We start from the raw sequence: 22,094 nt of genomic DNA on the forward strand, positions 1-22,094 counted from the left end.
CGTTGCCATACGGAGCTGGTCGGATGAGCTTCCTATTTTACTGGCCTCATGCCTCCTGAAAATGCTGTGGTGCCGCATAAGTTTTGCTTGCGAAATTGCAGCCTTGATGCGTATTCTTCATCAAGATTTGTATTTTGTATACAAGTTCCTGAGGAGCTCTACACATGCTGCCATTGCATTCACACCCCTCCGGTCGTCATTTTCTGCAGATCCCGGGCCCGACGAATGTGCCTGATCGTGTGCTGCGTGCCATCGATAATCCCACCATCGATCATCGCGGCCCGGAATTCGGTGAGCTGGGCAAAGCCGTGTTGGCAGGCATGAAAAAAGTATTTCAGACCGAGTCGGATGTGATCATCTACCCGGCGTCGGGCACCGGCAGTTGGGAAGCCGCGCTGGTCAATACGATGTCGCCAGGCGACAAAGTCTTGATGGCAGAAACCGGCCATTTTGCGACGTTGTGGAAAAAGGTCGCAGAAAGGTTGAAGCTGCGCGTGGAGTTCCAGGAAGGCGATTGGCGGCACGGCGCGGACGCCGAACAGATCGGCAAGCGGCTGGCTGCCGACAGCGGTCATGAGATCAAGGCGGTATGCGTAGTGCACAACGAAACGGCCACTGGCGTCGTCAGCAACGTCGCCGCCGTGCGCAAGGCTATCGACGACGCCAAGCATCCTGCACTATTGATGGTGGACACGATATCCTCCTTGGCATCGATCGACTACCGGCACGACGAATGGGGTGTCGACGTCACCGTAGCGGGCTCGCAAAAAGGCCTGATGTTGCCAGCGGGACTGTCGTTCAACGCGATCAGCGCCAAGGCCTTGAAGGCCTCCGAGACTGCCGCGCTGCTGCGTTCCTACTGGGACTGGAAGGAAATGCTGGCAATCAATCCCAGCGGATATTTTCCCTACACCCCTGCGACCAACTTGCTTTATGGCTTGTACGAAGCATTGCAGATGCTGTTCGCCGAGGGACTGGAGAATGTGTTTGCGCGGCACAAGCGGCATGGAGAAGCTACCCGCCGCGCCGTGCAAGCGTGGGGGCTGGAGATTCTGTGCCGCAAGCCCGAAGAATACAGTCCGGCATTGACGGCCGTGATGATGCCGGAGGGGCATAGTGCGGACGCATTCCGCAAGACGGTGCTGACGCACTTCAACATGTCGTTGGGTCAGGGCCTGAGCAAAGTTTCGGACAAGATTTTCCGTATCGGCCACTTGGGCGATTTCAATGATTTGACGCTGTGCGGCACGCTGTCGGGCGTGGAAATGGGATTGAACAAAGCCGGCGTACCGCACAAACCAGGCGGTGTGCAGGCAGCGCTGGATTATCTGTCCCAAACCAGCAAACCGTACCCGGCGTAGGCCGAGACCGCCATGCAAGGCGACAGATAAAGCAGCGCCATCGAATTCAAAGTCCGACACAGGGGAATAAAAACAGGACTCGCTGTACAGACAGGAAGGCTCACAAACTAAGCGTACCGATACAGGACGCTCCCGCGGTATGACCCGGAGGAGACATCATGAAGCACCTGACTCACAGACCATCTACGCCCCATTCTCACACCGTACCGGCGGCTGATACCGCCCGGAGCCGGCTGGCCCAAAAAACGCTTTTCATCGCCTCGCTGGGTGCGCTGGCCGGCCTGTCTGCGCTACCAGCCCACGCATGGGAACCCACACGTCCCGTGGAGATCATCGTGCCTGCAGGCGCGGGCGGTGCGTCCGATCAAATGGCGCGCACGATTCAGAGCATCATCCTGAAGCATAAGCTGATGAAGCAGACCACGCTGGTGCTGAACAAAGGCGGTGCCAGCGGAGCCGAAGGCATCATGGATACCAAGGCTTCGCCCAAGAATCCACACAAGCTGATGGTGGCGTTTTCAGCGATCTACACACTGCCTCTCGCGGTGAATCTGCCGTTCAATTGGCGCGACCTGACTCCCGTGGCCATGATTGCGCAAGATGAGTTTCTGTTGTGGACCAACGCCGAAGCGCCCTACAAAACCGCTGCCGATTATCTGAAAGCCGTAAAAGCCGCGCCGCCCGGACAGTTCAAGATGGGCGGCACAGGCGCCAAGCGCGAAGACCAGATCATCACCGTAGCGCTGGAAAAAGCGGCTGGCGTGAAATTCACCTACGTGCCCTATAAAAGCGGCGGTGAGGCCGCCACGCAACTCGTGGGCAAGCATACCGAGTCCAACGTAAACAACCCCAGCGAAAACATTGCGCAGTGGCGTGCGGATCAGCTCAACGCCTTGTGCGTGTTCTCGGACAAGCGCATGGTCTACACCGAAAAGGTCACCAAGACCCAATCCTGGGCCGACATCCCGACCTGCAAAGAAGCCGGTTACGACGTGCAATATCAAATGCTGCGCGCGTTCTTCCTGCCGCCGGACAGCACAGCCGAACAGGCCGCGTACTACGCCGACCTGCTCAAGAAAGTCAGCGAAACACCGGAATGGAAGGACTACCTGGCCAAACAGGCGCTCAAGGGTGACTACCGGACCGGCGAAGATTTCGTGAAGTTCCTGCAGCAGGATGAGGCCAAGCACAAAGCCTTGATGCAAGAGGCCGGTCTGGCTGCCAAAAAATAAGCCCGAGGAATCAGGATGGATCAACCGCAAACACAGGAACGCCCGTCGGGAGGCGGGCTGTCGCATAGTGCCGTCGACGCAATAACCGCGGTCGTATTTTTTGCCGTGGGCGTAGTCATGATGGTGGATAACTACCGCATAGGCATCACTTGGGCCGCTGACGGACCTGAGTCTGGGTACTTCCCGTTTCACATCGGGCTCATCATCTGCATTGCCAGTGTTGCGGTGTTCCTGAAGGCAATGTTCGGCAAGCATCGTAATCAGGAAATTTTTGTCAGTTGGGCGCGCTTTCGCCTGGTGCTGCTGGTGCTCCTGCCTACCGCCTTGTACATCCTGCTCATTCAATTGTTGGGGATTTACGTAGCGTCGGCGCTGTTCATCGCTGCCTTCATGCGACTGCTCGGCAAGATCAGCTGGCTCAAGACGGTACTGGTCAGCGTTGGTGTAAACGCGGTGCTGTTCTGGATGTTCGAAGTTCAGTTCATGGTTCCCCTGCCTAAAGGCCCGCTAGAAGCCTTGTTCGGCTACTGAAACCAGGAACAGGAGACCTCAAGTGGATGAACTGACCGCGTTATTCCATGGCTTTTCTACAGTGCTCAGCTGGTACAACCTGGGCATGATGTTCATCGGCCTGGTGCTAGGCGTCATCATCGGCGTGCTGCCCGGCCTGGGCGGCCCGAACGGCGTGGCGATCCTGCTGCCGCTGACCTTTACCATGCCGCCCACCTCAGCCATCATCATGCTGTCGTGTATCTATTGGGGATCGTTATTCGCGGGCGCGATTACATCGATTCTCTTCAACATTCCAGGGGAAACGTCTTCGGTGGCTACCACCTTCGATGGCTATCCGCTGGCGCAACAGGGCCGTGCCGGCAACGCGCTGACCGCGTCGTTCACGGGTTCGTTTGTGGGCGCGCTGTCAGGCGTGTTGCTGATCACTTTTCTGGCGCCCCTGGTGTCCAAGTTCGCTTTGCGCTTTGGCCCGCCGGAATTCTTTGCCGTATTTCTGCTGACATTCTGCAGTTTCGTAGGCACAGATAAAAAGACGCCGTTCAAGACCATCATTTCCATGATGTTGGGCTTTGGTTTGGCGGCAATAGGCATGGACACTGTCAGCGGCGAATTGCGCATGACGTTCGGCTGGTCGGAATTGCTGCGTGGCGTGGATTTCCTGGTCGTCGTGATCGGACTTTTCGGTATCGGCGAAATCCTGGTCAGCATGGAAGAAGGCCTGAAATTCGAGGGCAAAAGCGGGCGCATCAATCTCAAAGTGGTGCTGCAAACCTGGAAGGAAATGCCCAGATACTGGATGACGCTGATACGCAGCACGATAGTCGGCTGCTGGATGGGCGTGACGCCCGGCGGCGCCACGGCAGCGTCATTCATGGGCTATGGATTGGCTCAGCGGTTTTCGCGCAATGGCCATAAATTCGGCACCGGCGAGATTGAGGGCGTCATTGCACCCGAGACCGCCGCTCACGCGTCGGGTACATCTGCCTTGCTGCCCATGCTGGCATTGGGTATCCCGGGCTCGGCCACGGCAGCCGTGTTATTGGGCGGTCTGATGATCTGGGGCCTGCAGCCCGGCCCGCTGTTGTTCACCGAACAAAAAGATTTCGTCTGGGGCTTGATCGCCAGCATGTATCTGGGCAATTTCGTGGGCCTGATCATTGTGCTGAGCACTGTCCCATTGTTTGCCGCGATACTGCGCATCCCCTTTGCCATCGTTGCCCCCATCATCATCGTCGTATGCGCCATTGGCGCGTATTCGGTCAATAACGCCATGCTCGATGTGTGGTTCATGCTGCTGTTCGGGGTAATAGGCTATGTGCTGAAAAAGCTGTCGTACCCGCTGGCGCCCATGATCCTGGCGCTGGTCCTGGGAGATCGCATGGAGGACGCTTTCCGGCAATCCATGCTGGGCCCGGGTACTGGCCTGCACGTATTCTGGTCCAACGGCCTGGTCGGAACGATCACCACGCTGGCGCTGATCATGCTGTTATGGCCGTTGGTATCCCTGCTGTGGCGCGTGGTCCGTAAATCAGGCCGCGACACGGTCGCGCAGCATTGACCCGGACGTCAAAGCGCCGGCTTGTCCCTCCGTGGAGCGCTCCTGGGCACTTAGCCAAAGAGGGCGCGGCGTCTGCAACACTCGAGAACACGCCGCGGCCACTTGGCCCGGCGAGACTAATTGAATGTCGACACGCCCCGGTTCAGGGCACACCGCCTCGGTATAGGATCGTGCCCAGAACCACTCGGGATTGGCTTCGTTGAACACACCGACATAAGGCACGCATACGCCCTGCCCAATGTGCGACGGGCCGCAGTCATTGGCGACAATCAGCCGTGCGTTGAGCATCAGCGCGGCTAATTCCGGCACGGTACGGCCAACGACGAGTTCAAAATCCGGCCGATTCAATGCCTGAAGAGCAGTCCGCTCGGCGGCCTCGGCAGGGCCTAGGACAAAGCTGAAGCGGGTATCGCTTCCTAACGTCGCCTTGAGCATGTCGGCCAGGGCGACGAAATTGGCTACACCCCAGCGCTTGAACTCCCCATCGCCGCCACCGGGGATCAGGACGATATCCGCTGAGGCACCAGGCTGCGGAGCCAGCGCGGCGATGCTCGCAAAACAATCACGCGCCGTGATTTCGGGCTGCACAGGCCGATAAGTCCCTAGGAGGGACAAATTAGCCAGACCGATGTATTCATTGATGTCTTTGCGCCAGCCGTGCGTCCAGATGAAATCCAGCAGGCGGTTATTTTGGAACCCTAGCCGCACTTTGGGCATGCGCAGCATATTGACGATGGCGTAGCGCTCGCTGCTATGGTGCAGACACACCGCGATGTCCGCCCGCCACGGCATTGCGCGCGCGGCGGCGTACAGGCTATCGACCTGCACAAACTCGTCCACCCAGGGCAAAGGCAAATAGTAGCCAGACACGGCATGCTGTCCAACCACTCGCAGCCTGGCCTGCGGCCACCATTGCTTTAGTTGATAAAGCGCTGGGAACGAGGCGATCTGATCACCGAACTTGGCCCGGCTGCGAATATAGACAGCGATATCTTTCATACGTACCGAATAACCCCTGTGCGGGGAACATCACGCGGCCGATTTTAGCTGTGGGCAGCCCAGAAAGTCTGCTGAATTATGAATAAATGGTTAGATTTTTTACGTTCTTACCCGAAGCATGAAATATGAAATTTCATAGGAGAACTGAGTATCTACGAGTGATCGCACCGCACCAATTATGAACAAACGGTAATGTATTTCTGCCAGATCGCGGGTTCACTACGGAAGATATCGGGCAGGACGGTTACGAACGCAACGGCGTTCGATAACCGCCTCGCGATTTTTTGCTATTTCTGCACACCCAATGCGAGCGCCTGATCCAGGCCGCGCAACAGCCCCACCACGGTATCCAGATATGGGGACGCAATACCTAGTTCCCGGGCGAACTGCTGTGGTTGCCCCAATAGCGCCTCCGCCTCGATCCGCCGGCCCAGCAGCACGTCTTGCAGCATCGACGGCCGGCCGTTGGATGCCAATTGGGTATTGACTGCCCCCAGAGCGTGCTCATCGGTAATTGGCGATCCGAGCGTACGCGCGATGTTGGCTACCTCAAGCGCCAGCCCGCGCTGAATGTCGGGTAGACCTGGAATTTGAGAGCAATGAGCCGATGCCAGCCTCGTCAACGCACAAAACGGGCTGCCCACCGCGTTGCGCAGCAGTTTTCGCCATATTTCGTAGCGGATATCGGCAGTCGTCTCGCCACCCAGTCCAGCGCTGCTGAACAACTCGGCCAGCCTGCCCGCCCGTCCCGGCAAACGGCCATCCGGCTCGCCGAAAATATAGCGATTCACGCCGCGATGCAGCGCACGCCCCGGCGCCTCGACCTCGTTGGCCGAATAAATCACGGTCCCCAACGCACGTTCTGGGCCAAGACGATTCCAGAGCGCGCCGTCGGGATCGAGTAAAGGCAGCGCCCCGTCCCCCTTGTTCCAGCCATAGTTCCACCACCAAGGAATGCCGTTCGACAGAAAGGCGACGACACCATCAGGCGTCAATAGCTGGCGCAATGCGTCGGCCTGTGCAGGCACACTCGCGGCCTTTAGCGCGACGAGCACGATATCCTGAGGCGGCAGCGTCGCAGGGTCATCAGTGGCGTGATCAAAATGGGCATGCCATTGCTCTCCATCGATATGGCGCAATGACAAACCATGCGAACGGATAGCCGCCAAATGCGGGCCCCGCGCCACGATACTTACCTCTCCCACCCCTGCACTAGCGAGTCGCACTGCCACATTGCTGCCGACCGCACCGGCGCCGAATACGCAAATCTTCATGTCGTCCTCAAGCTGAAGCCCGCATGGCGGAATCGCCTACAGTCGCGGGAAATCGATCTCCGATTGTAGAGATGCCGCGCTTGCATGACGATTGCCGGATTGCACACCGACGTCAGCATCACCCCTATCTATCGAGCGCTACCGGCCTGATATCCCCTGCTCTCGCAGATAGGTCTCCAAAAATTCCACACATACCCGCACCTTGGCCGATGCGTTCAACCGCGACGGATACACTGCCCAGATGTTGGCTTGCTGCCGATACTGCGGCAGCACATGCACTAAACGCCCTTGCTCGATCAGCGGATTCACATCCCAGGTCGAACGCAGGATGATGCCGCGCCCATCCACAGCCCAGTTCACCGCCATCTCTCCATTGTTGGTCGACAAAGGGCCACGCACCTTTACTGTGTGTTCGCGCCGTCCACGCTGCAGCCGCCACACTCCGAAGGGATGATCGCGCTCTTTGATCACGAGACAATCGTGTGCCGCCAAGTCATCCAGATTCCTGGGCATACCATGAGCCTGCAGATACGCTGGCGATGCGCATAGCACGCGATGGTTGTCAGCCAACAGCCGCGCAATCAGATGCGGGGCGATCTCGTCGCCCACACGAACGTCCAGGTCATAGCCCTCTGCCGCGACATCGATCAATCGGTCGAATGCCTCCAGGTGTACCTGGACGGAGGGATGCTGTGCCGAGAATGCGGATAACGCAGGCGCGACCACGCGCCGCGCGAATCCGAAGCTGCTGCACACGCGTAACGAACCTTGAGGTTCGCCGCGCGTCACGCCCACCTCTTCGATCAAATGGTCGACATCATCCAGAATGCGCTGCGCCCAGTGGTAGATGCGCTCGCCCGCCTCACTCGTCACCACGCGGCGGGTGGTGCGATGAAACAGCGAAGTCGCCAGCGCCTCCTCCAGCACCCGGATCCGCTTGGTGACATAGGCCGGTGACATGCCCAGGCCTGCGGCGGCGGCGGAGAAACTGGACGAACGCACGACCGCACAGAATACGCGCAGATCAGCGGGCAGAACATCATTATTCATGATTCGTGCATATTAATTTCACAATATTGGCCATTGTAGATACTTCGTGCACCTTCTACCATGGGGCTCGCTTTTCACTTCTATCGAGTACGCCCCCATGACCCAATCATTCAAAATTGCCGCCATTGCCGGTGACGGCATCGGCAACGAAGTCCTGCCCGAAGGCCTGCGCGTCGTCGAAGCCGCCGCGAAACGTTTCGGCCTGCCGCTGGAGATCGTCCATTTCGACTGGGCCAACTGCGACTATTACGAAAAGCATGGCGAAATGATGCCGGCAGACTGGAAAGCGCAGTTGCAGGAGTTTGACGCGATTTTCTTTGGCGCGGTGGGCTGGCCCGCAACGGTGCCCGATCATGTCTCACTGTGGGGATCGCTGCTGAAATTCCGGCGTGAGTTCGATCAATACATCAATCTGCGCCATGTGCGCCTGTTTGACGGTGTGCCCTGCCCCTTGGCCGGCCGCAAGGCAGGCGACATCGATTTCTATATCGTGCGCGAAAACACCGAGGGTGAATACACCAATCTGGGCGGCTGCCTGTTCCCCGACACCGATCGTGAGATTGTGATCCAGGAATCGGTATTCACGCGCCACGGTACGGATCGCGTGCTGCGCTATGCGTTCGATCTGGCCCAAAGCCGCGATCGCAAACATCTGACGGTCGCGACCAAGAGCAATGGCATCGCGGTCAGCATGCCCTGGTGGGATGGCCGCGCCAACGCCATGTCGGCAAACTATCCCGACATCACGGTGGACAAGCAGCACATCGATATCCTGGCAGCGCGTTTTGTGTTGCAACCACAGCGTTTTGATGTGGTGGTGGCGTCGAATCTGTTTGGCGATATCTTGTCGGATCTGGGCCCTGCCTGCGCAGGCACGATCGGTATCGCACCGTCGGCGAACCTGAACCCGGAGCGCAAGTTTCCGTCGCTGTTCGAGCCCGTGCACGGCTCTGCGCCGGACATCTATGGCAAAGGCATCGCCAACCCCATCGCCATGATCTGGTCGGGCGCATTGATGTTGCAGTTCCTGGGCAGCGACGACGCCCATGATGCCATTTTGCGTGCGATCGAAGACTGCTTGAAATCAGGTCCGCGGACACCGGACCTGGGCGGCGATGCGCGGACCGAGGACATCGGGCGTGCGATTGCGGAGCATGTTGCAGCCAGATCCTGATCTGGCTGGCCGGGGCGCTGACGATGCCAACGGTATCGCTAGCCTCCCGCTTTCAAGCCGAGCCGTTTGATCGTCTCGCTCCATCGGGAATACTCGGACGCCACATAATCCTGGCAGGCCTTCGGATCTTTGTTCATCAGCTCCGCCCCCTGAAACCGCAGGCTCTTCTGCACATCAGGATCCTTCAAGGCTGCTTGCAATGCAAGGTCCAGTTTCTTCAGTATCTCAGGATCCGTGCCTTTGGGCGCGATCAGCACTTGCCACGTACCCGCGTCGAACCCTTTCAGCGCGGGTACGACCTCACTGAGGCTGGGCACATCAGTCAAACTGACGGATCGTTTTTCCGAGGTCACGGCAAGCGCCTTGGCTTGGCCATTCTGGATGAATGGCATCGCACTATTGAAGGAACCCGAATACATGAAATTCACGTTCCCACTGACGAGATCGGTCAATGCAGGGCCATTGCCTTTATAAGGAACATGCTGGAAATCCAGACCCAGACGATTCGCGATATCCATCGACACCAGGTGATCGATCGATCCGTTACCGGACGAACCTTGGAAATATTTTCCGGGATTCTCTTTGATTGCCTCATAGAACTGAGGCGCCGATGTCATGTTCATCGCTTTATTCGTCAAAAGAATGAGCGGAACGCTGACTGAGCAGCTGGCTGTCACGAACGCTTTCGTGGGATTCAGATCATCCCGCCCAAACAAAGGCGGGGCTGTCGTAATCGACGAGGTGCCATACAACAGGGTATAGCCGTCCGGTTTGGCACGCATCAATTCTTGCGTCCCGATGTTGCCGCCGGCACCAGGTTTGTTTTCGATGATGATAGGAACGTTCAGCTTTTGCGACACGGTCTTGAATAACACCCTCCCGATCGCATCAGTCGGGCCTCCCGGGGCAAAGCCGATGATCAATGTGATGGGTTTGGTGGGATAAGCTGACTCGGCATACGCCACGCCGGCCAAGCTGGTGGTTGTGGCGGCAGCGAGTGCGCACGCCCATCGTCCGATCTTCATAATGTCTCCTTCGCCCTGATTATTGGTATAGCAAGACCATGGAAGCTATTGCCATGCGGCATTGTGCGCACCATTGGGAGCAGGTGGCAGCGACCACTGCGCACGTGTACGCGAAAACTGTGCAACCGGCGGCAATTGCTGCAATGTGCCGTAAGCAGATTCCCGTGTTTCCAGCACCGGATTCAACGCTTGGGCAAAATGCCGGCGAGGTTGCATGGGATCAAAGCCACTTAACAGCCCCAACTCTTGCACCCACATCGATGTGCGCGCCAATGACACTTTGACGTGATAGCTACCTCCTTCTTGCGCGCGGCGGATCAATGCCTGCATCACGCCGGTAGCTCCTAGATAACCGGTCAGGTAATCATTCAGTAGATAGGGAGGCACAACGCGAGGTTTTCCCTGCGCGCCTTCTCTCACAGAGACGCCGCTTACCGCTTGGCCTAGTTGTTCGAATCCGCCACGCTGGCCCCACGGCCCCTCATCGCCGAACGCTGTCACCGACACATAGATAATGCCAGGCCGTATCAATGCTGCGTCTTGCGGGCCCAGACCGCGCCTGCTCATGCTGCCGGGCCTCCATGATTGCACCACAACATCGGCGCCGCTCATTAATTCCCTCACAGTCTGCAACCCCTGTTGGGTATCAAAATCGAGGAACGCGGACCGTTTTCCAATATTGGTATCGACCGTCTGACGAAATGGGTCTTGCATGGCCGGCGAGGTGATGCGCAACACGTCTGCACCGTGCTCGGCCAATGAGCGCGCCACGACAGGTCCGGCAATCACATGCCCTAGATCCAGCACGCGCAAGTGGTCCAAGGGCCGAAGGCTCGCTCGCGCAGGCTCTGGCTCACTATCATCGATCTTGATGACCTCGACGGCAGGCAACTGTGCCAGACGTCTGCCTTGAGGGTGACTTAGCCAATCATCCTGCGATCGGGCATAGATGCCCGGCAACTTGTGTTCGGCGAAGGCGTCCTCCAAGTCGTCGCCTTTCCAATGCGATATGGCCTTGGCCAGTGCCGACGCCGTGTTGGCGCAATCGAGCAGTTCCAGTACGCCGTCGCGCAAATGCGGATACGAGCCGATGGGGAAAAACCATTTATCGTCGGCCGTCTGATAGAAATCGGCCTTCAGCTCTGTCAACAAGGACAACGCAGGCAGGGCAAATCCACTCTGCGTCTGAAAATGCCCGGGATTCAATGAGCAGGCTGCCTGCATCCAATCAATGGCGACGGTCTGGTGCACACCTGTGGCCAAATGATGCCAACGCTCGACAGCGAGCGCATAGGCGCCGATGGCACTAGCAGCCGCAACTGTCAGCTTGTGCGGGGAATCGAACGTGGGACAAACCCCATGCAAACGCAGCCGGCGTTCCGGAGCGTCCTGCTTGACCCAATCATTTCCGAGCAACGCAGCAATAGCGCGATAAGTGTCTTGGGTTGAAGAAGCTGTCTCGCTCATTGAGTCTGTCCACTAGGGTGTTGATCCAGATACTCAGTCTAAGAACACGTTTTCTTCATGTCCAACATATAATTCAGCACTCTGTGAGACAAAAAATATCTTTATGCTGAATAGCCGATTACTGCGCCAATTCATCGCCGTGGCCGAGGAATTGCACTACGGCCGTGCAGCGCTGCGCGCAGGCATCGCGCAATCGCCGTTAAGCCAGGCCATACAGAAACTGGAGGCACATGTAGGCACCCCGCTGTTCATTCGCAATAAACGTAGCGTGGCCCTCACCCCGGCCGGCAAGGTATTCCTGGAGGAAGCCTATCAATGGCTGGCATACGAGCGCGTGGCCATCGAGCGTGCGCAACACGCCACCAGTGGTGAGATTGGCCAGCTGTCGATGGGATATATCGGCAGTGCGGGCTACGGATTCATGCCCGAACTGATCGGGCGATTCCGTCGCGAGTTTCCGCAGGTCAAACTGCGCGTTTTCGAGATGACAACACGCGATCAACTAGAACGGTTGAAAGGGCGATATCTGGATGTGGGCATGTTGCGCACGCCTTTGTCCAACGACGAAACGTTGCTCGCGTCGACGCCCTATCAACATGACCGGCTCATGGCGGCCCTGCCTCACAATCATCGCCTGGCTCGACGGAAAGCCATCTCATTGCGGGATTTGGAGCATGAATCTTTCGTAGCGTTTGCGCGGCAGCACGTACCGGCAGCGCACGCCCAGTTGATATCGGCCTGCGCCACCGCCGGGTTTTATCCCCGCATCGATCAGGAAAGTGCGCAAGTCGGCAGCGTCATTGGTTTGGTCGCTGCCGGACTATCCGTGGCTTTGGTGCCCAGCAACCTGCGATCCTTGATTCACCCAAAAGTCCGTTATGTCTCCTTATCGGATACCACCGAATTTCTGAGCCAAGAGGTGGGCCTGGCATGGCGCCGCGATGATGCGAATCCGGCATTGGCGGCGTTTTTGAGCGTGGCGAAGGCAATGCGCCACTAAGGGCTCGCAACGGCGTCGCCGTCAGACATGTCACGTTGGAATAACCGTGCCCACTGCCATTTTCTCGATCAGCGTCACCGACGAATAATCTGCCGGCACGCCGTCGATCAGAAAAATCGCGCCTTTCGAATTGCGTGCTCGCAAAGGGATCAACTTGCCATACGCGTCCGACGCATACCATCGGCGAGCATGGTCGATCGACGGAAACTCGATGATGATGCAATCCATGTTCATGGCCCCTTCCAGGACTTCGGCGTGGGCGCCATGCACGATAAATCGCCCATCGAAGGGCTTCATCGTGCTTTCTATGGTGCTGATGTATTCGATGATTTCGGCGTTGAAATCAACATCGGTGAGCAATCCTATGGCATACGCAGGCATACTATTCTCCGTAGTGAGCGTGAATGTTGAGTACATACTCAGAATACGGAAGCCTGATTGCGCGGTCGATTACCTCTCAGGTAATGGTCTACGGACGCAGCAGAGCCTCTGTCTCGGCATCTGCCGGATAGAACAACTCAATACACAGTTCCTGCAGCGTAATATCCTGCGGCGTGCCAAATGTCGTCAACGTAGTAAACAAAGACAAACGCCCCATGGGCAGGTCGAGAACACAGGGAACTAAGAGCGCGTGGATACCGGTGCTTTTGTTTTCGCTGCGCGAGGCCAGGACGGCCTGTACATTGGGGTAGCTGAGGACGTCGGCTTCCAACTGCTGTAAACCCGTATCGTGGCTGCTTTCAACTGCAGTGCGCAGATTGTGCAGCAGATGACGAGCCCAGTCAGAGAAATTGACGGTGAACCGTGCGAGCCCCTCCGGATGTAGCGACGCGCGATAGACGTTCAACGATGGCTCTCGCAGCGAAGACGGCAGCAACTCAGCCAATGCCATGCCCGCGCGGTTGGCTTGCACCACGTTCCATTGCCGATCGAGCGCAAACCCGGGATAGGGGTGATGAGCATCCAGCAATCGGCTCAATGCGGCCTGCACGGCCTGCATATCCCGGGATTGCAGCGTGCGTTGCGTAAACGTCGGGGCATATCCGGCCGCCACGAGTATTTGATTGCGCTCTCGCAGAGGAACATCCAACCGCTCAGTAAGGGCCAGCAGCATATCGGCGCTGGGTCTGGAGCGAGCGGTCTCAACGAAGCTCAAATGACGCGTGGAAACGCCTACGTCCAGCGCTAGCGCCAGTTGACTGAGATTACGCCGACGACGCCAGAAGCGAATGAGTTGACCGACCTGCTGAGTGCCTGGCGAAGCAAAAGAATCGGCCATTTATGCAGCCCTCTTATTAATGTGTATTTATGCATCAAGCACCCAATTTGATATATAAAACAACATCAAACTCCCTGCCACCTTCGAGCTTTTGATGTATATTAGCTAATCATATAGGATTTTTTATTAGCTATTGGATATCAATATGCGTTACGAGCTAGAACAGATCGCCGAGCAATTGCAGCGCGTTCGCATAGCCCAAAACCTGAGCCAACGTGAACTCAGTCAGCTCGCTGGCGTGCCTCAAGCGCACATATCCAAAATTGAAAACAAGCAGGTGGATCTGCGGCTCTCCAGCCTGGCGGCCCTCGCCAATACGTTAGGCCTGGAGGTCATGCTCATCCCTCGGCAGGCCATTCCCGCGGTGCAGTCAATTGCACGCCAGATGACTAGTGCATCATCGCTCTCCGAACCAAAGCCTGCCTACTCTTTGGACGAGGATGACGACTGATGCACGATATCTCTTTTCTAACCGTCCTCTTATACGGTCAACCTATCGGCACACTAAGCCATGTAGGCCATGATCAAACACTATTTTCATTCAACGAGTCATACATTCATGACTCAAACAGGCCAACGCTAGGGCTGCGTTTCAAAGACGCCTTTGACCAACTGCTGATCGACTTCAAGCCGCATCGCATGAAGCTGATGCCGTTCTTTTCCAATCTGCTACCAGAAGGTCCTCTACGACGGTATCTTGCATCATCGGTTGGTGTGCACGCAGAACGCGAGTTTTCTCTGCTGTGGGCATTGGGCCAGGACTTGCCTGGTGCCATCACGGTCGTACCCTCGGATACGCAGCCCTGGCCCACTGAGGCCACCACGCTTCCCAGCCGAACGCCGCGACAATCAACAGAAGATCATGCGTTGCACTTCTCATTGGCGGGTGTGCAATTAAAATTTTCCGCGATGATGAATGTACGCGGTGGCATGACGATTCCAGCCCATGGCGTCGGCGGACACTGGATCGTAAAGCTGCCATCCCGAGAATTCAGCCATGTGCCAGAGAACGAGTTTTCCATGATGACCCTGGCCAAATCTATCGGAATCAATGTGCCGGACATAGATCTCGTGGATGTCCGCGCGATCGACAACCTGCCACGAGGTATTGAACGCCTGGAGGGCAAAGCATTCGTCATCAGACGATTTGATCGGAAAGAAGATAACGGCGCCGTTCATATCGAAGACTTTGCACAGGTATTCGACGTATACCCCACCGAAAAATACAGCAAGGCCAACTACCGTAACTTGGCCACTGTGATCGCCGCCGAGTCCGGTCTTGAAGACATAGCGGAGCTTATCCGCAGAATCACGTTCAACGTCCTGATCGGCAATGGCGACATGCATTTAAAGAACTGGTCCCTCATCTATCCTGATCGACGGCATGCGCGTTTATCACCGGCTTATGACTTTGTCTCCACGATTGCTTATATCCCGGGAGACAGATCTGCGCTCAAATTCAGTCGAACAAAAGAGTTCTCAGGCTACACCATCGACGAGTTAAATCATTTCGTAGCCAAAGCCGCCCTACCGCGCAAGCTGGTTTTGGATGTCGTACAAGAGACAATCGCCTTGTTCACAGAACATTGGGGCAAGGAAAAAAAACATCTTCCGATGGACCAACATGTCAGAACGACCATAGACACGCATCTGGCAGCGTTGCCGATACTTTCTACTGCGATATAAGCCCTCAGCCCACGGTCGCCGCTCTAGGCTCTTTTTTATGGCGATATCCCAACCACGCCAACCCAACCAAAATCGCAAGCATGGGAACGAGGGACCCGACGTTCAGTATCGTCCACCCCTGCGTGGTGACCAACATTCCCGACGTCAACGAACTCAAGGCCATCACTGCGAATACGCAAAAATTCATCGTGCCTTGCGCTCTGTCTTTTTCCTCGGCTGTGTAGGTCGACAGGGACAAAGTCGTGCTGCCAGTGAACAGGAAATTCCAACCGACACCGAGCATGAACAGCGACGCGGTGAAATGATGCAGGTCAGTACCTGCGAGCGCTACGGCAATGCACAGGAGATTCAGCAAACCGCCGCAGGCCATCACGGACAGCGCGCCGAATCGTTTGATCAGATATCCCGTGAAAAAGCCTGGCGCAAACATCCCGATGACGTGCCATTCGAGCACAAATGCCGCATCGTCAAATGGCATGCCATGATGCTGCATGGCCAATGGCGTCGCCGCCATCAACAGGTTCATGACGCCATAGCTCAATGCACCCGCCCCGGCCGCAACGAGAAATGTAGGTTGCCGCGCGATCACCGACATAGGACGCCCGCCGGATACCGACGCGCGTTTGGGCGCCTCGGGAAAATCCATGCAGAACAGCAGCACCATCGCGACCAACGCGACCACCACCAACGCGAGATACGCCCCCATGAACGGGGTCGCGAGCCAGGCTTTTGAATATGAGGCCAGGTTAGGCCCCAAGACAGCACCCAGCAAACCGCCGGCCATCACCATCGAAACAGCCTTCTCGCGCGCCTCTGGCGCTGCGAACTCGGCAGATGCGAAACGATACAGCTGACCATTGGCGGAGTAATAACCCGCGATCATCGTAGCGGTGCACAACAGCCAGAAACTCTCGATGTAGGCAGCAAAAGCACACAGCAACGCGGACCCTGCCGCCACAACCAGTCCCAACACAAAACTGGTCTTGCGCCCGAAGCGCCGCTGCGTCCACGCCACCGGGCCGGTGCAGATCGCGCCCCCAACGACATACCCCATCACGGGCAAGGTCGCCAACCATCCGTAGGGCGCCAATGAGAATCCCACCAGGCCGTTGATGGCCATGAACGTGACGTTATTGGTCAGGAACAAGCCCTGCAGGATGGATAACAGCCAGAGATTGCGATTCATGGATCTGGAGGCAGCGATGCCCGGAAGATGGCCCGGGCATTACCTAATATGCATTTTCAATCTATACATATTACCAGTAGAGATTTAGGAACGCGTCCTTTAAAGAAAAGGCCGGTCTATCGACCAGCCCGGTCCTTATTTGCCGGATACCACCGATGGCAACCACATCGCGAGCTCGGGAACAGCCAGCAGCAGCGCAATCATCATCAGCAACATCAGCAGAAAAGGTAGCACTCCCACTACCACGTCCATGAACTTCCCCTCACCTCGCACACTATGAACCACGAACAGATTCATGCCAAAAGGAGGAGTCAACTGGCCCATTTCGCACAACACAATCAACACGACGCCGAACCAGACAGGGTCATAGCCCAGCGCAACCACAATGGGAACGGTCAGCGGCGCAGTCGTCACCAACATCGCCAGGGTATCCATGAAGCAACCCAGCAAGATATAGAACGCGATGATCGCCAACATCATGCCCAGCGGTGGCAGATCCAGCCCGGTCACCTGATCCACCAGGAGCGTGGTGAGACCGATAGAGGACAGAACAAAATTCAGAAAAAAGGCAGCCAACGTAATCAAGATGATCATGCCGGTGGTGCGCAATGTGGCCTCAAACGCGCGGCTCAGCATTTCCCAGCTCATGGCGCCTTTGGCCCAGCACAACAATGTCGCGGCGACCACGCCCAGTGCAGCGGATTCACTGGCGGTCGCGACACCGCCGTAGATGACGCCGATCACCAACGCAAAGATCGCCAGCGGCGGCAACAAATGAGGCAATACGGCAATCCGCTCTGCCCAGCTGACTGATGGCCGTCTGCCGGCCAAGCTGGGACGCCACAGGCATAGGCCGACGATCAGCGCAATGAACAGGATCACCAGCACAACGCCGGGCACCGTGGCGGCCAGATAGAGTTTCGGTACCGAGACATTGGCGATCAGCGCGTACACAATCATATTGATTGATGGCGGTATCAGAATTCCCAACGTCCCGCCGGCCGCGATAGATCCAAGGAAAAGCGGCGCGTTGTAGCCAGCCTTACGCTGCTCCGGCAGGGCTAATGTCGAAATGGTCGCCGCCGTCGCAACACTGGATCCACTGGTCGCTGAAAACAACGCGGATGCGCCAATATTGGCGTTCATTAATCCCCCGGGCAGCCACGAGACCCATTTCGTGACAGCGCCATACATGCGTCCGGCGACGCCGGAGCTGACCAAAAGCTCTCCCATCAGTACGTAGAGGGGAATGGCGACTAGCAGAAACTCGGCACTGGTTCCCCACGCCAGTTCGCCCATGGCATTGGCGAGCGACAGCGGAGAGTAGGCCTCGGCCAATGTCAGGCCCAACAAGGCGACCGTAGCCGCGGCGGTCACGCTCAGCGCCAGCAGGCCTAACAACATCGAAATCGTCACAGTCAACATGGCAGGTTCTTAGCGTTGGGGTTGTAAGGGGATAGCGCGTTCGTCGCTGACCGCGGTGGTGGCCGCGGGAATAACGTGCAGATCGGATGATTTCATTTCGGCTTCGATTTCCTCGTCCAGCGAATGAATACCAATCAGTCCATTGACGTCTTGCCAACGCCCAGCCAAGGCACGTGCCAACGCGCAAGCTCCCAAAACGACTACCGTCAGCGAGAAAAAGGCATAGCCGGCGAACCATAAAGATTGCGGAATCCACTGAGGGATTCGCAATGGCGTATTGGAAACGGAGTGAAAGCTGATCGAGTCGGACAGCACCGTCCACGCGTGAAACGTCAACACGCCGACGAATACGCTCAAGCAAGCCAACGCGAAAAAGTCGATCGCCACACGTGCCTTGGATGACAGATGGGTATAGAGCACGTCGACCCGTATATGAGAGCGCCGCAGCAGCGTAATCGGAAAGGCCCAGGCGCTCGCCACAGCCAGCACATAGCCGGCGATCTCGTCAGCACCGCCCAGCGATACGCCCAATAGTTTGCGCGCAATCAAATCGACCACAATCAACCACGAAGCGCCCAACAGACCCAGCCCGCTGATCCAGGCACCACCGCGGGCGATGCACTCTAGCAAGCGCACCGAAGCATGAGATGAAGATGACATGGAATTTCCCTGTTTGACGGACATCAAGGCAACGTGACGCCCAAAGCGTGTCCTACTGAGTCGCTCCAGGCCTTTGCACAATCTGGCCCGCAGCGTTTGCCCCATTGACCCGCCACCTGAGAGGCGACTGCGCGCAGTGCCTCACGCTCCGGCCCTACGGGACTGCTCGACTGCATATCGGCGGGTGAATGTATGCGGCATTCGCCCTGGCCGGTGTTGCACGCCATCGCGTAATCGTTTTCCAGTGCAGTCTGCTCCCACAACCGATTTTCGAGTATCGAGGCTTGATCCTGTAACAGCTGCCGTACTGCCGGATCCAACTGCTGCCAGCGTTTTTCGCCGATGGCGTAGAAACCGATGGACCAATCGATAGGCAGGTTGTAGAGATACTTGGCAACGTCATACCACTTGGCCGCGTTACCGGAACCGATGCCCGTGACGGCACAATCCACGACGCCAGTCTGCAGCGCGGGAATCACCTCGGCAAACGCGATCATCACAGGCGCCGCCCCCAATGCACTGACAAGTTCGGCCATGTTGCTGCCTCGGGTGCGCACTTTGCGTCCCTTGAGATCTGCGAGGCTCTTCACAGGCTCACGGCAGAAAAATACCTGCGCGGTATAGGGCACCGTCGCTAACAGATGCACGCCATGACGCTCTCGCATACGCTGCTCGAGCACGGGACGATAGGCTTGTACCATCTTGCGCGCCGTGGCGATATCAGGCGCCATGCCCGGCAGGTCGACGCCCTCGAACATGGCATCGTCACCGCTCACAAAGGCGAACACACCCATGCCGATGTCCAACGCGTTCGCACGCATCAGACGAATGATCTCGGGCCCCTTCAGCCCACTCTCGGAGAGGCCCGCCAGCTCCGCGGTGACCTGCCCCTGCGAAGCCTCGGGCAAGGTCTTTTCCCAGAATGGCTTTTCGACCGCTGAATACGTGTAGTTGTGGCTGCCACCGCCGATGACCCTGAAATGCGTCGCGGGCAGGTCCGCCGAGACAGCAGCAGTCGCCACGGCCGCCATCAGCGCCGCCATGAATATCCGTTTCATGTTTTCCCCTTGTTGGTTGCGTACGCCAGATCAGCGAGCCGTCTCCGGAGGCTGCGGCTCTGCTCTTGCTAAATGCCAATCGGTGTGATGTTGATAAGTCTCGGCCAGGAACAATGCCAATCGGTCATCACCGCCGGGACACAATATCTGCAAACCGGTGGGCAAGCCGGCCTCGTCACGGCCATTGGGCACGGAGACGCCGCACAGCTGCAGCAAGTTGCCGATGCGCGTGTACTGTACAGGCGCCTGGCCGTGATCGACAGACGTCAGGGGTACGGCAGTGGTCAGCGTGGTGGGCGTGAGTAACCCCGCAATACCATGCAGTCGCTGCAACATGTCGGCCTGGAGCCGATCACGTTCGCGCAATGCCGCGAGATAACGTACAGCAGGCACCTCCAGCCCAGCGAGCAAGCGCGGGCGGACCGAACTGTCTACCGGTAAATCGAGGCCCGTGATCTCGCGTTCAAACGAGAAAACACCCTCCGTCATCATGATGTCGCCTGTGACAGCCTTGAATTGATCGAGGTTGGCGGGCGGCGTCACGACGACAATTTTTGCCCCTAATGACTGAAACACGCCTAGCGCGTCTTCGTAGGCCTGACGGACGCTAGGCTGAACGTCCGCCAGAAAAGCGTCGGGCAAGCGACCCAATGTCAAACCCTCCACACCTACCCGTAACGCGGCCAGGGGCTCAACCCATTCCCCAGGCCGTACCGAAGCCAAACAGTCAAACACAACACGCGCATCGGCTGCGCTATGTGCAAACACGCCCACGCTATCCAGGGTATGACTCAAGGTCACGACACCATCGGTCGCAACACGACCCACGGTGGGTTTGAATCCCGTAATGCCGCAATAGCTGGCCGGCACGCGCACCGAGCCGCCAGTATCCGTGCCGATCGCCACAGGTGCCAGACAGCCTGCGACCGCCACGGCCGAGCCACTGCTCGAGCCGCCGGGAATACGATGCACCTCGTCATCCCAAGGATTACGCGGCGTGCCCATGTGCTCGTTGGGCCCCCAAGCGCCCATCGCGAACTGCACCATATGTGTTTTTCCCAACACAATGGCGCCCGCTCGGCGCAGTTGCTCGACCAATCGCGCGGACTTTTGCGCGACATTCTGTGCATGAATCGGCGAGCCTATCGTAGTAGGCTGGCCAGCAATGTCGATGATGTCCTTGAGCGCGATCGGCACACCGTGCAGAGGCCCCAGATAGACGCCCGCGCGCAACTGCAAGTCTGCCGCGCGAGCAGCATCCAGTGCCTCGTCGGCATAGACATCGACATACGCGTGCAACCAGCCGTCTAATGCATCGATGCGCGACAGATAGGCTCGCACCACCGATTCGACGCTGATCTCGCGACGTTCAATACGCTGCGCCAGTTTGGCTACATTCAAGTCAATACTCATGACTGATCTCGTTAATGTTGTGCGGCAGTGGCTGCGGCAATGGCTTGATCCAGCACGGCGCGCGAGCCCACGATATCGGGAAATTTCTCGCCACTACGCAGACGAGTCAGAGTGGCCTGCTCTTGCAACTGAAACGCAATGGCGCGCTGGGCAGCAGCGCGCAAGGCATGCGGACGCAGGATCAGGACGCCGTTTTCATCTGCCAGTACCGCGTCGCCCGGCTGCGTAGTGACACCTCCGCAGCTGATCGTGTCGCAGAATGCGCCCTCTATCCCCAGCACACGGGTCGTCACGGCCGAAGGGCCTTTTGACCACACGGGCACCCCGTGTTGACGTAGCTCTCCCAGATCCGTGACCAATCCGTCGACGATGATCGCCGCCACACCAGCCTGACGTGCCGCAAACGCCATGGCACCTCCGAGTGCCGCCGTCACGGACTCACCGCAACGATCAATCACCAACACATCCCCAGGACGCACGCACCCCATTGCGTAGTGCAAAATGCCGCCGTCGACACCGGGCATACGCACCGTCACGGCTGTCCCTGCTACACGCGTGTCCTGCTGATGCGCGCGGATATCCGCGCGCAAAATACCACTAGCCTGAAAGTGCCCAATCGTGGCCGGCTCGGCCTGCAGCAATAGCGCCAAATCCTCGGGCGCCACCTGTTCGGGCAACGGATTGATCTGATACATCGACTTGTTTCACTACAATGAAAAAGGGCGAAAACCCGA

Annotated in this window: 21 protein-coding genes; 8 read left to right on the plus strand and 13 right to left on the minus strand. The window is 57.6% G+C overall.

The genetic code is table 11. The features are described from left to right. The first annotated feature begins 164 nt into the window (after positions 1–164). The 4 genes from ACNA0I_RS02185 to ACNA0I_RS02200 all read left to right on the plus strand — a co-directional run bounded on the left by ACNA0I_RS02185 (position 165) and on the right by ACNA0I_RS02200 (position 4,664). Positions 165–1,361, plus strand: coding sequence for a pyridoxal-phosphate-dependent aminotransferase family protein (locus tag ACNA0I_RS02185; RefSeq protein WP_415804419.1), 1,197 nt, complete (start codon positions 165–167; stop codon positions 1,359–1,361). Positions 1,362–1,519: 158 nt separating this feature from the next. Beyond that, positions 1,520–2,593 carry a Bug family tripartite tricarboxylate transporter substrate binding protein gene (locus tag ACNA0I_RS02190; protein ID WP_415804420.1) on the plus strand — a complete coding sequence of 358 codons (1,074 nt, stop codon included), beginning with the start codon at positions 1,520–1,522 and terminating at the stop codon, positions 2,591–2,593. A gap of 15 nt (positions 2,594–2,608) precedes the next feature. Then, positions 2,609–3,124, plus strand: a complete 516-nt coding sequence (locus ACNA0I_RS02195) for a tripartite tricarboxylate transporter TctB family protein (protein WP_415804421.1) — start codon at positions 2,609–2,611, stop codon at positions 3,122–3,124. Positions 3,125–3,146: 22 nt separating this feature from the next. Then, the gene (locus ACNA0I_RS02200) at positions 3,147–4,664 is read left to right on the plus strand and encodes a tripartite tricarboxylate transporter permease (protein WP_415804422.1); all 1,518 of its coding nucleotides are present in this window, start codon (positions 3,147–3,149) and stop codon (positions 4,662–4,664) included. Here the strand turns inward: ACNA0I_RS02200 and ACNA0I_RS02205 are convergent. The 3 genes from ACNA0I_RS02205 to ACNA0I_RS02215 form a co-directional block, all read right to left on the minus strand. After that, positions 4,635–5,663 carry a glycosyltransferase family 9 protein gene (locus ACNA0I_RS02205; RefSeq protein WP_415804423.1) on the minus strand — a complete coding sequence of 343 codons (1,029 nt, stop codon included), beginning with the start codon at positions 5,661–5,663 and terminating at the stop codon, positions 4,635–4,637. The genes ACNA0I_RS02200 and ACNA0I_RS02205 overlap by 30 nt on opposite strands. A 287-nt stretch (positions 5,664–5,950) precedes the next feature. After that, entirely contained in the window at positions 5,951–6,937 is a 987-nt protein-coding gene (locus ACNA0I_RS02210; RefSeq protein WP_415804424.1) for a ketopantoate reductase family protein, read from the minus strand. Between the two features lie 138 nt (positions 6,938–7,075). Then, positions 7,076–7,987: a LysR substrate-binding domain-containing protein gene (locus ACNA0I_RS02215; protein WP_415804425.1), complete on the minus strand. Its 912-nt coding sequence runs from the start codon at positions 7,985–7,987 to the stop codon at positions 7,076–7,078. 97 nt (positions 7,988–8,084) lie between these two features. On the opposite strand from ACNA0I_RS02215, the gene ACNA0I_RS02220 reads away from it, so the two are divergent. Further along, the gene (locus ACNA0I_RS02220) at positions 8,085–9,161 is read left to right on the plus strand and encodes a tartrate dehydrogenase (RefSeq protein ID WP_415804426.1); all 1,077 of its coding nucleotides are present in this window, start codon (positions 8,085–8,087) and stop codon (positions 9,159–9,161) included. Positions 9,162–9,199: 38 nt separating this feature from the next. Here ACNA0I_RS02220 and ACNA0I_RS02225 read toward each other — a convergent pair whose 3' ends face one another. Together ACNA0I_RS02225 and ACNA0I_RS02230 are read right to left on the minus strand one after the other, a co-directional pair. Beyond that, entirely contained in the window at positions 9,200–10,186 is a 987-nt protein-coding gene (locus ACNA0I_RS02225; RefSeq protein WP_415804427.1) for a Bug family tripartite tricarboxylate transporter substrate binding protein, read from the minus strand. Positions 10,187–10,231: 45 nt separating this feature from the next. Further along, positions 10,232–11,653, minus strand: a complete 1,422-nt coding sequence (locus ACNA0I_RS02230; RefSeq protein WP_415804428.1) for a CoA transferase — start codon at positions 11,651–11,653, stop codon at positions 10,232–10,234. 103 nt (positions 11,654–11,756) lie between these two features. Between ACNA0I_RS02230 and ACNA0I_RS02235 the strand changes: the two genes are divergently transcribed. Continuing rightward, positions 11,757–12,653, plus strand: a complete 897-nt coding sequence (locus ACNA0I_RS02235) for a LysR family transcriptional regulator (protein WP_415804429.1) — start codon at positions 11,757–11,759, stop codon at positions 12,651–12,653. A gap of 30 nt (positions 12,654–12,683) precedes the next feature. Here the strand turns inward: ACNA0I_RS02235 and ACNA0I_RS02240 are convergent, their stop codons facing one another. Both ACNA0I_RS02240 and ACNA0I_RS02245 read right to left on the minus strand, forming a co-directional pair. After that, positions 12,684–13,034, minus strand: a complete 351-nt coding sequence (locus ACNA0I_RS02240; protein WP_415804430.1) for a DUF1330 domain-containing protein — start codon at positions 13,032–13,034, stop codon at positions 12,684–12,686. A gap of 88 nt (positions 13,035–13,122) precedes the next feature. Next, the gene (locus ACNA0I_RS02245) at positions 13,123–13,932 is read right to left on the minus strand and encodes a helix-turn-helix domain-containing protein (protein WP_415804431.1); all 810 of its coding nucleotides are present in this window, start codon (positions 13,930–13,932) and stop codon (positions 13,123–13,125) included. A gap of 145 nt (positions 13,933–14,077) precedes the next feature. On the opposite strand from ACNA0I_RS02245, the gene ACNA0I_RS02250 reads away from it, so the two are divergent. Together ACNA0I_RS02250 and ACNA0I_RS02255 are read left to right on the plus strand one after the other, a co-directional pair. Further along, positions 14,078–14,383, plus strand: coding sequence for a helix-turn-helix domain-containing protein (locus tag ACNA0I_RS02250; protein ID WP_415804432.1), 306 nt, complete (start codon positions 14,078–14,080; stop codon positions 14,381–14,383). Further along, positions 14,383–15,618, plus strand: a complete 1,236-nt coding sequence (locus tag ACNA0I_RS02255; protein ID WP_415804433.1) for a type II toxin-antitoxin system HipA family toxin — start codon at positions 14,383–14,385, stop codon at positions 15,616–15,618. The genes ACNA0I_RS02250 and ACNA0I_RS02255 overlap by 1 nt, the downstream gene beginning before the upstream one ends. 4 nt (positions 15,619–15,622) lie before the next feature. On the opposite strand, the gene ACNA0I_RS02260 is transcribed toward ACNA0I_RS02255, so the two are convergent. The 6 genes from ACNA0I_RS02260 to ACNA0I_RS02285 form a co-directional block, all read right to left on the minus strand. Further along, a complete protein-coding gene (locus ACNA0I_RS02260) occupies positions 15,623–16,804 on the minus strand; it encodes an MFS transporter (protein ID WP_415804434.1) in 1,182 nt (393 codons plus the stop codon). A 135-nt stretch (positions 16,805–16,939) separates the two neighbouring features. Then, the gene (locus ACNA0I_RS02265; protein WP_415804435.1) at positions 16,940–18,229 is read right to left on the minus strand and encodes a TRAP transporter large permease; all 1,290 of its coding nucleotides are present in this window, start codon (positions 18,227–18,229) and stop codon (positions 16,940–16,942) included. A gap of 9 nt (positions 18,230–18,238) precedes the next feature. Further along, positions 18,239–18,889, minus strand: coding sequence for a TRAP transporter small permease subunit (locus tag ACNA0I_RS02270; protein WP_415804436.1), 651 nt, complete (start codon positions 18,887–18,889; stop codon positions 18,239–18,241). A gap of 23 nt (positions 18,890–18,912) precedes the next feature. Further along, entirely contained in the window at positions 18,913–19,947 is a 1,035-nt protein-coding gene (locus tag ACNA0I_RS02275; protein WP_415804437.1) for a TRAP transporter substrate-binding protein, read from the minus strand. A 30-nt stretch (positions 19,948–19,977) separates the two neighbouring features. Then, complete coding sequence (locus tag ACNA0I_RS02280; RefSeq protein WP_415804438.1) at positions 19,978–21,360, minus strand: amidase; 1,383 nt, start codon at positions 21,358–21,360, stop codon at positions 19,978–19,980. Positions 21,361–21,371: 11 nt separating this feature from the next. Next, positions 21,372–22,055, minus strand: coding sequence for an RraA family protein (locus ACNA0I_RS02285; RefSeq protein ID WP_415804439.1), 684 nt, complete (start codon positions 22,053–22,055; stop codon positions 21,372–21,374). Positions 22,056–22,094 lie beyond the last annotated feature (39 nt).

It is taken from the genome of Bordetella muralis, from assembly GCF_965139205.1.
Taxonomy (GTDB): Bacteria; Pseudomonadota; Gammaproteobacteria; order Burkholderiales; family Burkholderiaceae_B; genus Bordetella_A; species Bordetella_A muralis.

What these genes read in the sequence shown, in the direction of transcription:
- ACNA0I_RS02185 (WP_415804419.1), top strand. Translation starts at nt 165, where the DNA reads ATGCTGCCATTGCATTCACACCCCTCCGGTCGTCATTTTCTGCAGATC.
- ACNA0I_RS02190 (WP_415804420.1), top strand. Translation starts at nt 1,520, where the DNA reads ATGAAGCACCTGACTCACAGACCATCTACGCCCCATTCTCACACCGTA.
- ACNA0I_RS02195 (WP_415804421.1), top strand. Translation starts at nt 2,609, where the DNA reads ATGGATCAACCGCAAACACAGGAACGCCCGTCGGGAGGCGGGCTGTCG.
- ACNA0I_RS02205 (WP_415804423.1), bottom strand. Translation starts at nt 5,663, where the DNA reads ATGAAAGATATCGCTGTCTATATTCGCAGCCGGGCCAAGTTCGGTGAT.
- ACNA0I_RS02210 (WP_415804424.1), bottom strand. Translation starts at nt 6,937, where the DNA reads ATGAAGATTTGCGTATTCGGCGCCGGTGCGGTCGGCAGCAATGTGGCA.
- ACNA0I_RS02215 (WP_415804425.1), bottom strand. Translation starts at nt 7,987, where the DNA reads ATGAATAATGATGTTCTGCCCGCTGATCTGCGCGTATTCTGTGCGGTC.
- ACNA0I_RS02220 (WP_415804426.1), top strand. Translation starts at nt 8,085, where the DNA reads ATGACCCAATCATTCAAAATTGCCGCCATTGCCGGTGACGGCATCGGC.
- ACNA0I_RS02225 (WP_415804427.1), bottom strand. Translation starts at nt 10,186, where the DNA reads ATGAAGATCGGACGATGGGCGTGCGCACTCGCTGCCGCCACAACCACC.
- ACNA0I_RS02230 (WP_415804428.1), bottom strand. Translation starts at nt 11,653, where the DNA reads ATGAGCGAGACAGCTTCTTCAACCCAAGACACTTATCGCGCTATTGCT.
- ACNA0I_RS02235 (WP_415804429.1), top strand. Translation starts at nt 11,757, where the DNA reads ATGCTGAATAGCCGATTACTGCGCCAATTCATCGCCGTGGCCGAGGAA.
- ACNA0I_RS02240 (WP_415804430.1), bottom strand. Translation starts at nt 13,034, where the DNA reads ATGCCTGCGTATGCCATAGGATTGCTCACCGATGTTGATTTCAACGCC.
- ACNA0I_RS02245 (WP_415804431.1), bottom strand. Translation starts at nt 13,932, where the DNA reads ATGGCCGATTCTTTTGCTTCGCCAGGCACTCAGCAGGTCGGTCAACTC.
- ACNA0I_RS02250 (WP_415804432.1), top strand. Translation starts at nt 14,078, where the DNA reads ATGCGTTACGAGCTAGAACAGATCGCCGAGCAATTGCAGCGCGTTCGC.
- ACNA0I_RS02255 (WP_415804433.1), top strand. Translation starts at nt 14,383, where the DNA reads ATGCACGATATCTCTTTTCTAACCGTCCTCTTATACGGTCAACCTATC.
- ACNA0I_RS02260 (WP_415804434.1), bottom strand. Translation starts at nt 16,804, where the DNA reads ATGAATCGCAATCTCTGGCTGTTATCCATCCTGCAGGGCTTGTTCCTG.
- ACNA0I_RS02265 (WP_415804435.1), bottom strand. Translation starts at nt 18,229, where the DNA reads ATGTTGACTGTGACGATTTCGATGTTGTTAGGCCTGCTGGCGCTGAGC.
- ACNA0I_RS02270 (WP_415804436.1), bottom strand. Translation starts at nt 18,889, where the DNA reads ATGTCATCTTCATCTCATGCTTCGGTGCGCTTGCTAGAGTGCATCGCC.
- ACNA0I_RS02275 (WP_415804437.1), bottom strand. Translation starts at nt 19,947, where the DNA reads ATGAAACGGATATTCATGGCGGCGCTGATGGCGGCCGTGGCGACTGCT.
- ACNA0I_RS02280 (WP_415804438.1), bottom strand. Translation starts at nt 21,360, where the DNA reads ATGAGTATTGACTTGAATGTAGCCAAACTGGCGCAGCGTATTGAACGT.
- ACNA0I_RS02285 (WP_415804439.1), bottom strand. Translation starts at nt 22,055, where the DNA reads ATGTATCAGATCAATCCGTTGCCCGAACAGGTGGCGCCCGAGGATTTG.